12 protein-coding genes are annotated in these 14222 nt (G+C 64.5%); 3 read left to right on the top strand and 9 right to left on the bottom strand.

Annotated features, from left to right (window positions below):
• Positions 1-3 precede the first annotated feature (3 nt).
• A complete protein-coding gene (locus tag AC1VVK_RS00265) occupies positions 4-2214 on the bottom strand; it encodes an acyl-CoA dehydrogenase family protein (protein ID WP_482903923.1) in 2211 nt (736 codons plus the stop codon).
• A gap of 217 nt (positions 2215-2431) precedes the next feature.
• Here AC1VVK_RS00265 and AC1VVK_RS00270 point away from each other — a divergent pair, with 217 nt between their 5' ends.
• Positions 2432-3772, top strand: a complete 1341-nt coding sequence (locus tag AC1VVK_RS00270; RefSeq protein ID WP_482903924.1) for an amidohydrolase family protein — start codon at positions 2432-2434, stop codon at positions 3770-3772.
• Positions 3773-3848: 76 nt separating this feature from the next.
• Here AC1VVK_RS00270 and AC1VVK_RS00275 read toward each other — a convergent pair whose 3' ends face one another.
• Positions 3849-4655, bottom strand: coding sequence for a helix-turn-helix domain-containing protein (locus tag AC1VVK_RS00275; protein WP_482903925.1), 807 nt, complete (start codon positions 4653-4655; stop codon positions 3849-3851).
• A gap of 326 nt (positions 4656-4981) precedes the next feature.
• Between AC1VVK_RS00275 and AC1VVK_RS00280 the strand changes: the two genes are divergently transcribed.
• Entirely contained in the window at positions 4982-5914 is a 933-nt protein-coding gene (locus AC1VVK_RS00280) for an enoyl-CoA hydratase/isomerase family protein (RefSeq protein WP_482903926.1), read from the top strand.
• Here the strand turns inward: AC1VVK_RS00280 and AC1VVK_RS00285 are convergent.
• The 5 genes from AC1VVK_RS00285 to AC1VVK_RS00305 are packed head-to-tail and all read right to left on the bottom strand — an operon-like array spanning position 5840 to position 11534.
• A complete protein-coding gene (locus AC1VVK_RS00285; protein WP_482903927.1) occupies positions 5840-7267 on the bottom strand; it encodes an amidohydrolase in 1428 nt (475 codons plus the stop codon). The genes AC1VVK_RS00280 and AC1VVK_RS00285 overlap by 75 nt on opposite strands.
• Positions 7261-8466 (bottom strand): CoA transferase, encoded by a 1206-nt coding sequence (locus AC1VVK_RS00290; protein ID WP_482903928.1) that lies wholly within the window; start codon positions 8464-8466, stop codon positions 7261-7263. Before AC1VVK_RS00290 ends, AC1VVK_RS00285 begins: the two co-directional genes overlap by 7 nt.
• Positions 8450-9949, bottom strand: a complete 1500-nt coding sequence (locus AC1VVK_RS00295) for a class I adenylate-forming enzyme family protein (RefSeq protein ID WP_482903929.1) — start codon at positions 9947-9949, stop codon at positions 8450-8452. The genes AC1VVK_RS00290 and AC1VVK_RS00295 overlap by 17 nt, the downstream gene beginning before the upstream one ends.
• A gap of 4 nt (positions 9950-9953) precedes the next feature.
• Complete coding sequence (locus tag AC1VVK_RS00300; protein WP_132385121.1) at positions 9954-10244, bottom strand: hypothetical protein; 291 nt, start codon at positions 10242-10244, stop codon at positions 9954-9956.
• 60 nt (positions 10245-10304) lie between these two features.
• Positions 10305-11534 (bottom strand): CaiB/BaiF CoA transferase family protein, encoded by a 1230-nt coding sequence (locus AC1VVK_RS00305; RefSeq protein WP_482903930.1) that lies wholly within the window; start codon positions 11532-11534, stop codon positions 10305-10307.
• A 339-nt stretch (positions 11535-11873) separates the two neighbouring features.
• On the opposite strand from AC1VVK_RS00305, the gene AC1VVK_RS00310 reads away from it, so the two are divergent.
• On the top strand, positions 11874-12185 hold the full coding sequence (locus AC1VVK_RS00310; protein WP_132385123.1) for a hypothetical protein: 312 nt from the start codon (positions 11874-11876) through the stop codon (positions 12183-12185).
• Positions 12186-12286: 101 nt separating this feature from the next.
• Here AC1VVK_RS00310 and AC1VVK_RS00315 read toward each other — a convergent pair whose 3' ends face one another.
• Positions 12287-12775 carry a MarR family winged helix-turn-helix transcriptional regulator gene (locus AC1VVK_RS00315; RefSeq protein ID WP_207904600.1) on the bottom strand — a complete coding sequence of 163 codons (489 nt, stop codon included), beginning with the start codon at positions 12773-12775 and terminating at the stop codon, positions 12287-12289.
• Between the two features lie 16 nt (positions 12776-12791).
• A complete protein-coding gene (locus tag AC1VVK_RS00320) occupies positions 12792-14045 on the bottom strand; it encodes an acetyl-CoA C-acetyltransferase (RefSeq protein WP_482903931.1) in 1254 nt (417 codons plus the stop codon).
• Between the last annotated feature and the right edge of the window lie 177 nt (positions 14046-14222).

Here is a 14222-nt window from a genome sequence, read left to right on the forward strand (position 1 = left end):
GCATCAGTTCCGCGACCGCGGCAGGCCGAGGCCCTTTTCGGCAATCATCGAGCGGTGCACCTGGCTGGTGCCCCCGTAAATGGTCGTCCCGTGGGCATGGCGATAGGCGAGGTTGAGCGCATTCGCCGCGCCCTTGCGCTTGGCCAGCGAATAGGGCGCCGTCAGATCGAGCAGGTCACGCGAATCGGTGATGAACAACTCGGACGAGAACATCTTCGCCATCGGGCCATAGGCACCGTTGCCCTTGCCGTGGACCTGCGTCCAGTTGGCGCGGTAGGCGATCATCTCGGACGCGAGCACATTGGCGTAAGTGCGCGCCAGTCGGGCCTGCGCCTTGGGCGTGTCGATCAGCTTGCCGCCGCCCGCCACGGGGATTTCCTCGCAGAGTTCGACCGCGTTTTCCAACATCGCGCGCTGCACCTTGGCGAAGCCGCCGCCGTGTTCGAGTTCGAGGCTCGCCGCCATGGTCCGGCCGCCGGCATTGATCTCGCCCAGGCGCCAGGTGTCGGGGATGCGCACGTTGTCGTAGAAGGTGATGTTGGTGCGCTCGTCCATGAAGGTGTGGACGGCCTGCACGGTGACGCCCTCAGCCTTCAGCGGCACGATGAACATCGTTAGCCCCTTGTGCTTGGCAGCGTCCGGATCGGTGCGGCAGAGCATCAGCACATAGTCAGTCAGGTTGGCGCCGCTGGTCCACATCTTGGTGCCGTCGATCCGCCAGGACCCGTCCTCAAGCTGCGTGGCCTTGCACTGCGCGGCGAACACGTCCGATCCGCAGCCCGGTTCCGAATAGCCCAGCGAGCAGATCGCATCGCCCGCCATGACCTTCGTCAGCACGTCGCGCTTCAGCTCCTCGGTACCGAAGCGGTACATGATGAGGGCCACCATCTGCGCGACGTTGGCGACCGGATTGTTCCAGCCTTCTTCCTCGAAAGCAGAGCGCGCGCCCGTTACCGCGTAAGGGCTGAGGCCGCGCCCGCCCACGTCCTTGGGAAGCTGGAGGTAGGCAAGGTTCGCCTCGACCAGTTGCTTGTGGATGACCGGGTTGTGGCCTTCCCACGAGAAGTGGAACTTCTCGCGCTGTTCGTCGGTGACGTTCTTGGCGAAGAATTCGTGGATTTCCTGCTGGATCGCGCGGGCATCCTCGCCAAGGTCGAATTCGACCGGCACTTCACCCACGTCGGGGAGGCAGGTCGCCTCGCCCGCGTAAAGGCGGCGTCCGGCTTCGGCCAGCCAGTCTTCGGGGTCGCCCGCAACGAGCGGCCATGCCTTGGCGCGCAAGTTGTAGAGGTGGACGTCATGTTCGGTGGTTAGGCCGATGCCGCCGAAAGTCTGCACCGCGTGGCGCACCGTGCGGCCCGCAGCGCCTGCCGCGTACCACGCCGCCAGCGAAATCTGCGCGCCGGCTTCGGCATCGCCGTCGGCGATCGAGCGCATGGCCTTCCACGCCAGGAACTTGGCGGAATCGATCTCGCAGATGAGGTCCGCCATCGGGTGCGACAACGCCTGGAACGTGCCGATGAACACGCCGAACGCCTTGCGTTCGCCGGCATATTCCGCCGCCGTGGCAAGCGCCGCGCGGCTGAGGCCGGACAGGGCCAGCGCCATCAGCAGCTTCCACTCCTCAAGGCCGCTGGCGAACGTGGCGAGAGCGGCCTCACCGCTGCTCAGAACGGTTGTCGGCAGGGCGGCCAGATCGAGTTCCGCAATGGCCGTGGTTGCGAGGGTCGGCTCGGCAATGCGGGCTTCCGCGGGCACCGAGACGAGCACGACATCGTTGCCCTTGCGTGCAATGACTGCCTCGGCAACCAGACCGCCGGCGACCCACTGCTTCGGGAACTGCGCGATGTCCTGCATGGCCATGGTTACCACCGCTTCGCCGCCGACGGCGCTTGCAAGGAGGTCTTCCTGACCGCCCAGCAGGCCCAGCAGGCGCGTGGCCACCAGCGCTTCGGCCAGCGGGCCGGAGGCGAGCGTGCGCCCGGCCTCTTCCATCAGCAGGCCCGCGTCGAACAGGCCCAGGCCCATGCCGTCCGCCTCTTCGGGAACGCGCATCGCAAAGGCGCCCAGTTCGGCAAGGCCTGCCCACATCTCGGCGTCGAAACCGCCGTTCTCCTGCGCCTTGCGTACGCGCGCCGAACTTGAATTCTCGTCAAGAAAGCGCGCGAAAGTCTCGCGCATCATGGACTGTTCGTCGGTGAGGTCGAAGTTCATGTTTCAGGCTTTCCCCGGGGCTTTTTCTTGTGACGTTTCCCCGTCCTCATCATACCTCGCCGCCCTGTTCAATCACCGCCCCTCCGCAATCGCAGGCGCGATAGCTCGGCATGAGTGCTGGCCGGTCGGGGAGGGGAGGCGTAGCTTCTCAAACCAAGGCGCCGAAGATGCGCCCGCCGGGGACCTATCCGGCCCGGCAACGAATGGGAGTGCCGAAATGGAAATGAACGACATGGTGCTGATCAGTGTCGACGATCACATCAGCGAACCGCCAGACCTGTTTCAGAACCACCTCTCGGGTGCTGCGTTGGAAAGCGCGCCGAAGCTCGTGCAGGACGAGCATGGCAAGGACCTGTGGACCTATCAGGGCATGAAATTCCCCTCGGTGGGCCTTAATGCCGTCGTCGGCCGTCCTTTCGAGGAATACGGCATGGAGCCGACCTCGCTCGATCAGCTGCGCGCCGGTTGCTATGACGTGCATGAGCGCATCAAGGACATGGACGTCAACGGCATCGCATCGTCGCTGAACTTCGGTTCGGTGTTCGACTTTGCCGGTGGCCGCCTTCACCGCGTGCCTGATCGCGAACTCGCGAAAATGCACGTAAGCGCTTATAACGACTGGCATATCGATGAGTGGTGCGGCGCCTATCCGGGCCGTTTCATCCCCTGTGCGATCCTGCCGACCTGGGACATGGACGCGACCATCGCCGAGCTGAAGCGCGTGTCGGCCAAGGGCTGCCACACTGTCTCGATCAGCGAGAACCCGACCTGCCAGGGCCTGCCGAGCATCCACAACGCCTATTGGGACCCGTTCTACAAGGCGATCAACGATCTCGACATGACGATCTGCATCCACATCGGCGGCGGCAATCCCGCGCCCCATGCCTCGATGGAGACGCCGATCGAGGCGTGGATCTCGACGATGCCGATGTCGATCGCCTATGCCGCGTCGGACTGGCTCCAGCTTGAGGCGCTGCACCAGTATCCGGACATGCGCATCGCGCTTTCGGAAGGTTCGATTGGGTGGGTGCCCTACTTCACCGAGCGCGCGGATTTCTCGAACTGGCGGCACAAGGCCTGGACCAACTCGCGCTTCCAGAAGATGAAGCCGAGCGAAATGTTCAAGCGGCACTTCCTCAACTGCTTCATCGACGATGCCTTCGGCCTCCAGAACATCCAGTTCATCGGTGAGGACAACATCGCCTACGAATGCGACTATCCGCACTCCGATACGCTGTGGCCGGAAGTGCCGGAGCACCTCTGGCCCTCGATCAACCATCTGACCGAAGCGCAGATCGACAAGATCACGCACAAGAACGCGATGCGCTGGTTCCGCTTCGATCCGTTCCAGCACTACACGCGCGAGGAACTGACCGTTGGCGCGCTGCGTGAGCGGGCGAAGGCGGAAAACGTCGATACCAGCCCCAAGTCCTCGCAGGGCGAGCGCCCGGTCGAGGAAGGCGATACCCGTCCTGTGACTTCGGGCGACATCATGAAGATGTTCATGCGCCACGAAGATACAGACCGGACCAAGCGGATGCAGAAGCAGGAAGCCTGAAACGAAAATGGGCCCCGCGAGAGATCTCGCGGGGCCCGTTCCGTAACGGTGTGCGACCCGTTCAGGATTTGTTGGATTATGCGGCGTGCGGCAGCAGCTGTTCCGGCTCCGCGAACTGGACGGGGTCGGGCAGGCACTTGCGCATGGCGTCGCTCAGCGACTGAAGCAGGGCTTCGGGGTTCACCTTGTCGTCCTTGCCGTAGATCAGGCTGATGACGAGCGGGTGGCCTTCGGGCTGGCGCGGGACAAGGCCGCAGAGCGCTTCGGCGCCGCTGCCGAAACCGGCCGGACCGAACACATGGCGCGGATCGCGGCAGGCGTCGATGCGCGTCATCATGTCGGCGAACGTGAACTTGTTCAGCTCGTCCGCTTCGGCGTTGAGGCGGCGGACCATACCTTCGCAGCGCTGGCGCGTGACGGTCGAGAGCATCAGCCAACCGGCAGCGCTTTGTGCCAGCGGTTCCTTGATACCGCCCGAAAGCTCACGCGTTGCGGCGAGTGCGCGGGGGCCATGGCGCCAGTTTACGATCTGCACGTCGAGGCCGACCATCGCATGGAGCGCGACCGAAAGGCCGGTTTGGGCGACCAGACGGTCCATCAGGCGCACGATGCGGCCGTCACGCACCAGTTCAGGCTGGCCCGAAGTGCCGATCAGCGCGGCGCGTGGCGTGAGGCTGTAGGCACGCGAATAGGGATCCTTATGGAGGAGGCCGAGTTCGACGAGGCTCGACAGCAGTTCCGACGTGCTCGACTGCGGGCGATTGTAGCGGCGAACGATGTCCATGACGGTCGCTTCGCGGTGGGCATCGTCGAAATATTCAAGCACCTCGATCACGCGGCGTGCGATCTTGGCCTTGTTCGATGACGTGGACTTTCCAGGCATGAGGTCTCTCCTCCCTCAAGGGTGGTTATTGGGTGAACTCACTTCTCTCCCGAGTCGGCTGTCAGAAAACTGAGCCCAACTCGTTTTTTGCTAAGCTTGGTTATCATTGCAGAAGGACGTCCGCAATAGGCTTCGCGCAGACGATTAATTGCGCGCACGCGCTTCTGTGGGAAACATCGCTAAATTCCGCGGTTTTTCGTCATCTGCGCTTCGGCAAGGCGTGATATTCGTGGGCCGGGCTGGTCAATCGCGCGGGCGGCGGCCATGAATTGGCGTGGCCAAGTCACTGGCCGGAAGGGAATTGCCCAGGAATGCGGCCCGAGGATTTGACATTTCCCGCAGCCGAAATCGCTGAAATTGCGGGGGCCGAGGCGCCGATCGCCTTCGTGGACCTCGCGCGCGAATCGCGTGATGGGGTGCCGATTGCTCTGCCGCCATGCCCGGTGATCGGCATCGGGCCGCGTGAGCATCCCTTGTCGGCGCGACTCGATGCCGTGCTCGAACCGCGTTTTGATGCATCGCAGTTGGTGGTGGGCGCCATGGCCCAGCCGCTCGCCGCCATGGTCGTCACGCAATTGCTGCGCGCCCTGCCGTCATTGCCCGTCGCCGAGGCGCTGACCATGGAGTCGCTGGCCTATGCGACCTTGCAGGGAAGCGAAGCACATCGGCGCTGGATCGCAGCGCGCGAGAGGGCGGCCAGTGCGGAGGGCGCGGTGCTGTTGTCCCGTGAGGACGACATACTCGCGATTACCCTCGACCGTCCTGCGGCCGGGAATGCGATAGACCGCGTCACGCGCGATGCGCTGCATGAGGCCTTCGCGCTGGCCAATGTCGATACGACGATTTCTCGTGTCGTGCTGCGGGCCAAGGGCAAGGCCTTCAGCCTTGGCGCCGAGCTTGCGGAATTCGGTACTACGGCGGACCCGGCCGAGGCGCATCGGATTCGCTGCCTGACGCTGCCCGGACGCGAGGCGGCGCAATGCAGCGACCGATTCGAGGCCCAGGTGGACGGGGCCTGCATCGGCGCGGGACTGGAATTGGCGGCCTTCGCCTCACGCATCGTCGCTACACGGCGTTCGTGGTTTCAATTGCCCGAACTGGCGATGGGCATTCTGCCCGGCGCTGGTGGATGCGTGTCGCTGAGTCGCCGGATCGGGCGGCAGCGCACATTGCTCATGATACTTTCAGGCCGCCGCCTCACGGCGCGCGAGGCGTTGAATTGGAGGCTCGTCGATGCGCTGGTGGACGAGTTGCCCTGAAACCAACGTGGCGCGGACATCCGCGCTTTTCAGCCGTTCGCGAGCGTCCCGCCAGGGTCTGTCGAGCACGCAAAGGTCTGCTACTTCGCCCACCGCAATTCGGCGCTGGCGTGAAAGATCGAGCGGATCGGCAAGGTAGAGCGCGAGCGCCTGTTCGGGTGTCAGCGCTTCATCGGGATTGAACGGCGTGCCTTCGCGCGTGTTGCGCAGCACGGAGGCGCGCATCGCCGCCCACGGGTCCGGGCTGCCGTAAGGCGCATCGCTGCCGCCCGCTAGAATGATTCCGGCCTCGCGCAGTGTGCGCAGGCGGTAAAGGTCGAGCTGGTATTGGGCTTCGACATCGCGGAGATAACGCTCGCCGCGCTCATGGACGAAATGCGGCTGGACGCAGGCCCAAAGGCCGAGCGCGGCCATGCGCGCGGCCAGTTCGGGCGAAACGATCGAGGCATGTTCGATACGGTCGCCGTGCTGGGCGCCAACGACTTCGAACAGCGCAAGCGTGAAGACGAGTTCGACTTCGGTCACACAGTGAACTGCGACTCCACGCTTTTGCGCATGCGCCTCGGCGATCCACGCGCATGTCGCGTCGAAATCGGGAAGCGCGGCCTCGTGCAGGTGCAGCTTGGCCGGGCCAAGCCGCCAGCCATGTTGCGGCGCATCGACAAGCGAAAGTCGGCCCGCGATCACGGCGTGCAGGGCAAGATGTCCGCACTCTGCCTGCTGTGCAAAATGATGCGCCATCACCGCATCGTTGCGCGGCGACATGTCGGTAAGGCCGGTCACGCCGCAGCGGGCAAGGTCTGCGCTCGCTTGCGAGAAATCGGGCGGGGTGCCGGCGAGTGCCTGTTGTAGCCAGGCGTCTTCGTCGAAAAGGCGCCCGGTAAAGCGGTCACCATCGCGTTCCAGGCCCGGTGGTGGGGTATTTTCGGCCAGCAGTTCGTCAAGCGCGGCGCTGTTGAGCAGCCACATGCGGCCGGTACGATGTTGCAGGCGGGCCGGGCGATGCTGCACCAAGGTATCGAGCACCGACGCATCGGGCAGCGTGCCTTCCAGCACGCTCTCGCAGAATCCGAAACCGCGCAGCCAGCCTGAGCCGGGCTGCGTCAGCGCTCTGGCCAGATCGTCGCGATCGCGCACGGCAGGCGAGCCGCAGTCAACCGAAGCGGCGCGCACTGCCAGCGCAGCAAGGTGGATATGGTGGTCGTGAAGGCCCGGCAGAAGAACACCGCCTTTTGCCTCGATAACGGGTTCACCGGGGCGCTGGGTGAGGGCACCTATGGCGGAGATGACATCGCCTTCGATGCGCAAATCGGCCAAGCCGTGACCGTGAATTTCCGCGCTTCGGATCAGCATGATGCCAGTGCAGGCAGATAGTGCGCAGTGTCGGCGCCTAGGGCGCGGACGGGCGCTTGCGTCGCGCGGCGTTCGAGCGCGGGGAAGCGCCGGCCGAGGCCCGCTCCCCAACCGCGCAGTTCGGCTTCGAGCAAGGCGGCGTCGAAGGCCCGTTCCTCGGCCAGTGCAATGGCTGTGATTGCGCTCATGGACAGACCGATGCGCTGTGCTTCGCCGCTGCGCAAGGCTTTCAGCGCCTCGCGCGCACTGGTGATGCCGGTGAGCGGGTCGGCAATCGCGTCCCCTACATAGCCCGGCTCGCCCGTCACATCCGCGAGCGCCCGGGAGAGGCCGCCAGCAACGCCGCAGTCATTGCCGATGCCGACCCAGTTGGCAGCCTCGCCCCGCGCGCCGTGGCCCGTGACCGTGAGCCAGACGAGGCCCGGAATCTCGCGCACCAGCGCTTCGGCATCGATGCCCAGATGCAGCAGGGCGCGCGGCCGCGCGCTTTCGATGACCACGTCCGCACGGCGGATCAGGTCGACGAGAAGCGCTTTCTCGACGTCGCTGGCGAAATCGACCAGGACGCTGGCCTTGCCTTGGTTGATAAGGTCGAAAGTCGCCGGATCGTCGCGGCGGATGAGGTCGGGCCGGGTGCGGCTTTCGACCTTCACGACGTCCATGCCGGCCTGCCAGAGCAAGTGCCCGGCCAGCGGCCCCGCCCAGATCGCAGACATGTCGATGACGAGCGGGCGGCGCTGTGCAGTCCGCTCGCGGCGCGGACCGCGTGCGATCACCTCCACGGGCGGAGATGTGGGAATTTCGTCGAGCAGGGCGACCGGAAGGCCCAGCATGCGCCCGCGTTCGAGCAGTTCGGCGCCATTGCCGCGCAGCACGGATGCCGCAATCGCGGTGCTGTCATGCACATCCAACCCGGCATCGCCGAACAGGGCGGGCAGCAGCTCGCGATCGATTTCCCGGATCAGGGTGAGCGCGAACCAGTTGCCGTCACGCGTCGGCATGAGGCGGCTGCCGCCAAGCCCGGCCGAGATGCGTCCCGCTATCCGATAATCGCCGTGCGCCGCGCGCTCGCCGAGCAGCGTGGCGCCTGACAAACGCGGCAGTCCGAAATCGCGGGCAAGCGCGTCCAGTTGCCGGTCGGCCCAGCGAGCCAGTGGGATCGCCGGGCCGGGGGTATCATCGTCAGCCGGCAAGGACATCCTTGACCTTGCGGCGCAGAAGCTTGCCCATTTCGTTGTAGGGCAGCTCGGCGACAAAGACGACTTTCTCGGGCACGCGCGAGGAACGCAGGCGGGCGCGGATGAGGTCCTTGAGCTCGGTTTCGCAGGGGAGGGCATGGCCCTCGCGCGTAACGATGGCAACGCCGACCGACTCGCCCCATTCGACCGAGGGGATCGCGCAGGCGCAGGCGTCGGCGACGGCCGGATGCGTGAGCAGCACGTCCTCGATCTCGCCCGGCGACATATTCTCCCCGCCGCGCACGATCACGTCATCGGCACGGCCGGAGAGGAACAGATAGCCGTCCTCGTCCATGAAACCGGCATCGCGGGTCGGGAACCAGCCCTCGGAATCGAGCGCGCTCTTTTCCTTGTACTCACCCGAAACCTGCTCGCCGCGCACATAGATCTCGCCCGCTTCGCCGGCAGGCAGAGCCTCGCCGTTTTCGCCGCGAATCTCGATCTCGACGGTCGGGATCGGTTTGCCCAGCGAGGTCAGGCGCGCGCGGACTTTGGGATCATCGGACGCCAGGGCGTCGCGGTGTTCGTCCGGGCCGAGCAGGGCGATTGTCGAGCTGGTTTCGGTGAGGCCATAGGCATTGGTGAAGCCGGCCTCGGGGAAGCGTTCCAGCGCCTTCTGGATCACTTCCAGCGGCATCTTGCCGCCGCCATAGGCGATCGCGCGGAGCGAGGAGACCTCGCCGCTGGCGCCCTTTTCCATGGCGTCGATGATACGTGCTAGCATAGTCGGCACGACGAAGGCGTTCGTGACGGCCTCGCCGCCGACCAGCGCCAGCCAGCCTTCGGGCGAGAAGCTGGGTAGCATCACGATCTTGCGCAGCGAGTAGATCGACGAGAGCAGGGCCGAAATGCCCGCGATATGATAGGGCGGCACGACCACCAGCGCGGCGTCGGCTTCATCGGCCGAGCCGAATTCGACCGTGCCGAAAATGTAGCCGAGCAAGTTGGAGTGGCGCAGGATCGCCGCCTTCGGCGCAGCGGTGGTGCCGCTGGTGAAGAGCTGGATGGCGATCCCTTCGCCCGGATCATACTCGCGCGCATCGTCGTCGGGCACGGTTTCCTGTGCCTTGAGGACGAATTCCTCGCGCGAGAACACGGTGTGGTCGTGTTCGCCCGCCAGGCGCTGGATACGCTCCTCATCACCGATAACCAGTGCCGGCGTGATGCGGCCGAGCAGGGCGGCGAGATCAGCGTCCGGCAGGCGGTAGTTGAGCGGGCAATAGGGCACGCCGGCCAGCGCCGCGCCGAACACCGCAATCACCGCGGCCTCGCTGCTCTCGTCGAGCAGCGCGACATATTCCACCTGGCTCTGGCGGATCAGCTCGAAAGCGCCGCGTGCGGCATCGAGCAGATCGCCATAAGTCCAGCGCCGACCGTCGCAGACGAGTGCGACACGGTCGGGCGCGGCCTCGGCCGCCATTTCGAGAAGAAGCGCGATGTTCATCGGGTCAGTCCGAGGCGGGCAGCGGTTTGGCGTCCTTGGTGACAAGCGCGACGCCATCGACCGAGAGCGAACCCTTGCCGGGCTTCACGCAAAGCAGTTCGTACTTGCCGTCCGCATCGACGTAGCGCTTGCCCATCAGCGTGCCGGCCGAGAAATCGGCGGCGAGGGGAGCAGGCTCGGCGGGTTTGGCTTCGCCCATCGGCGCGCCGCCGCATTCGATCGTGCCGTCGGCGCAGCGGATCACCATAACTTCGGTGTCGCAGGTGGCGCTCTTGAGACGGGTTCCAGGCTTCATTTTCCCAATTCCTCGTAATCTGTTTTAGCGTGACCGGCAGGGTGCCTCAGGCACTCTATCTCAGGCGATGGCGCCCTTGGTCTTGAGTTCTTCGATCTTGTCCCATTCGACGCCGAATTCCATGAGAACCATCTCGGTATGTTCGGACGCCTGCGGCGAACGGGTGGTTTCCAGTGCTTCGCGATTGAACTGCACCGGGCTGCGCACCAGCTTCAGCGGTGCACCGCCGTCTGCCGCCTCAACCTCGATCAGCATGTCGTTGGCGATCGCCTGTTCGTCACCTGCCAGTTCCAGCAGGTTGAGGATCGGCGCCCACTGACCCTTCAGCGTCTTGAGGTGCTCACGCCAGTAGGCGAAGGGCTTTTCGGCAAAGGCTTCGACAAGGATGTCGCTGGCGGCCTTCGCATTTTCGATCAGGCTCAGCACGTCCTTGAAACGCGGATCGTTCGCCGCTTCGGGGCGGCCGATGTGTTCGAAGGTGTCCTGGATCAGGCCGGTGGGGCTGACCATGCACAAGTTGATGGTGCGGCCGTCAGAGGTCCAGAAGTTGCCCATGAAGGGGTTCTTCGCGCCGCCGCCGGAGCTGGGCATCGAGTTCTTGGTGATCACGCCGGTCTCAACGGCCTGCGCGATGTTCGCGCCCGACGCCCAGGCAGCCGTGCTCATCAGCGAGACGTCGAGTTCGGCGGTTTCGCCAGTCTTTTCGCGGTGGAAGAGGGCCGCCGAAATGCCGCCGGCGATGAACATGCCGCCGATCGAATCGCCGAATGCGGGCATGCCCTGAGAGAGCGGGCCGGGCAGTTCGGGCGGAGTCATGCAGTCCGCGATGCCGCTGCGCGACCAGAACGCGGTGCCGTCGAAACCGCCCTTTTCGCGTTCGGGGCCCTTGTCACCCCAGGCGCTGCCACGGGCATAGATGATGTTCGGGTTCGCGGCGCGGATGTGCTCGATATCGAAGCGGTTCTTCTGGCGGACCTGCGGCAGGTAATTCGTGAGGAACACGTCGCACTGCTTGGCCAGTTCATAGAGCAGTTCCTGCCCTTCCGCGGTCGACAGGTCGATGCCGACGCTGCGCTTGCCGCGGTTGGGATGTTCGAACAGGGTGTGGCGCAGCGGATCGAGCTGCACGCCGCCCATGTTGAGGAATCCGCGCTGGGTATCGCCGCGCACGGGGTGTTCGATCTTGATGACGTCCGCACCCCAGTCGGCCAGAATTGCACCGGCTGCGGGCGTGAACGTGAACTGTGCCACTTCAAGGACGCGCACGCCCTGCATGACCTTTGTCGGCATCTGACAGTCCCCAGTTTTATCTTGCGTTTTATCGTATCGGTCAGGGTGCGAAAGGCGGGTTTTCGCCGGTCGCACCGGTTGGTTTCGATTTGCGCGCAAAGGTGGCCCGGAGCAACACCGCAGCCCATCGTGGCGACGATCAAGCCCCGGATTCGCTGGTGCGATCATTGCATGCTGCGCTGCGGCAACGCCGCTACCCCCGAGAAACTGCGCGGGAGCGATGGTTGCGAAAATAGTTTGTGCGGTTGCGGCAATCGCAATTGACACCTAGGTACGGAATTACTAACCTAGGTGAGTAAATCGCGGGGACCGACCCGCTTCAGATTTGGAGAGTTCCTCATGAAGAAGTTCGTTGCCCTTGCCGCCGTCGCCTCGATCGCCGCTTTCGCTGTCCCGGCTGTCGCTGAAACCACCCAGTCGGTTCGCGCCGTGACCGAAGAAGCTGCTGCTCCGGTCGACCTGAGCGCCGGCAAGATGCTCTATGCCGCCAACGGCACCCGCATTGCCCCGATCTACCGCGTTGCTGCCGATGGTAACCCGCAGGTTATCCTCAACGGCCGTCTGATCACCGTTCCGGCTACCAGCCTGACCGATGCCCAGGGCAAGCTCACCACCTCGCTGACGAAGAAGGACCTCGCTTCGGCGAAGTAAGTCTTCCGACTGCCACGAAAAAGAGAGGGCGGCACTTCGGTACCGCCCTTTTTTTGTTTGTGTAGTCCAGTGTGGAGCAGAACCGGGTGGCAACCCGGCGCTTACCCCCGGCTGACGTTGTCGTAGATGCGGCTGAGATAGTCGCGAAGCTGCCCCACTTCCTCGTCGGAGAAGCCGTGGAACATGCGTGCTTCCGCTTCGGAGGCGATCAGGCCGAGCTTGTCGAGCAGTGGCCGCGCGGCCTCGGTCAGATAGACCGAGCGGGCCCGCCGGTCATCGCGCCGGTCCCGCCGTTCGAGCAGTCCTTCCGTGCACAGTCGGTCGATCAGCCGGCCTGCCGAAGCTTCCGACATTTCTAGATATTCGGCGATGGTGCGCTGGGTCGAACCCGGATAGCGCGCCACCACCGCAATCATCGCCCACTGTGAGCGCGTGACGTTCAATTCGGTAACAAGCCGATCGAATTTGTTGCGCTGGAGGCGCGCAATCACCGTCATGCGCAGGCTCACCTGGCGGCGGGGGCTTTCGTCCTTGTCGTTCAGAATATCGACAAATCGCCCGCTCAGCTTGTCTTCCGCCTCGGTGGCCAACACGTATCTCCTTGGTTCAAATTCGTTCGATGATAATGGCGGGCGCCATGCCGCCAGCAGCGCACATGGTGATGAGCCCGTAGCGACCGCCGGTGCGTTCGAGTTCGTCAAGCGCGGTGCCGATCAGGATCGCGCCGGTCGCGCCGATGGGATGGCCTAGCGCGATCGAGCCGCCGTTGGGGTTCACCTTCGCGCGGTCGAGATCGAGGTCGCGGATCAGCTTTTCGACCACGACGGCGAAAGCCTCGTTCACTTCCCAGACGTCGATCTGGTCCTTGGTCAGTCCCGCCTTGGCCAGCACTTTCTTGGCCGCCGGCACCGGGCCGTTGAGCATGAGCGTCGGACAATCGCCGATCTCGGCCATGGCGACGATGCGTGCGCGGGGCTTGAGGCCGTGCTTCTCGGCATAGTCCTTGGACGCCAGCAGGATCGCGGAAGCGCCATCCACCACGCCCGAGGAAATGCCGACATGGTGGATCGGCTTCACATCGAGGTCGGGGTAAACCTGGTTGACCAGTTCGACGTAAGTCTTGCCGCCCGGCGCCGAGGGCATGTTGTAGAACATTTCGAATGCCGGCTTGAGCTGAGCCAGGCCTTCTGCGGTGGTGTCGGGGCGCGGGTATTCCTCATGATCGAGGATCACGTTGCCCTCATCGTCCTTCACCACGATCGTCGAGCGGTCAAAGCGGCCCTCGGCGATGGCGACGGCGGCCCGGCGCTGGCTCTCTACGCCGAACGCTTCCAGTTCTTCGCGGCTGATGCCTTCCATCGCGGCGATGGCGTCGGCGGCGATGCCCTGGTTTGTCTGCGGATGCTTGGCCTGGAGCCGGGGATTGCCCGCGCCCATGCCGGCGCTGCCGACCCCGGCTTCGCGCATCTTCATGCCATGCGCATTGGCGTAGGAAAGCATGTCCATCCCGCCCGCGACCATCAGGTCCGACATGCCTGACATGATCATTGCGGCGGCAAGGTTGGTGGCGGTGATGCTGGATCCGCAGAAGCGGTTGAGCGTGACGCCGCCGGCGCGCACGTCATAGCCGGCGTCGAGCGCGGCCATACGGCCGATATCGCCGCCCTGTAGGCCGATCGCCGCCGAAACGCCCCAGATCACGTCATCCACATCCGAGGTATCGAGCGCGTTACGCTCCTTGATAGCGGCAAGAACGGTGGCGGAGAGATGCTCAGGGTGCATCTGCGAGAGCGCGCCCTTGCCCATCTTGCCGATGGACCGGGGGGTGCGCACAGTGTCGATGATCCAGGCTTCGGTCACGATCGGATCTCCTCAAATTCCCATGTGGCGCCGGTGGTCATTTGCGGCGCCTTGGCTTGAGGTCATGCTGGCAGGTCAGGGCAATTGCAATTGGAGGGGGCTGTCCTATCGCAGCGGCGATTGCTTTCATTTGAAAGTATATCGGAGCTTACAGTCACCCCGTCAAGCATACGCAGT

It is taken from the genome of Novosphingobium sp. BL-S-32, assembly GCF_056857055.1.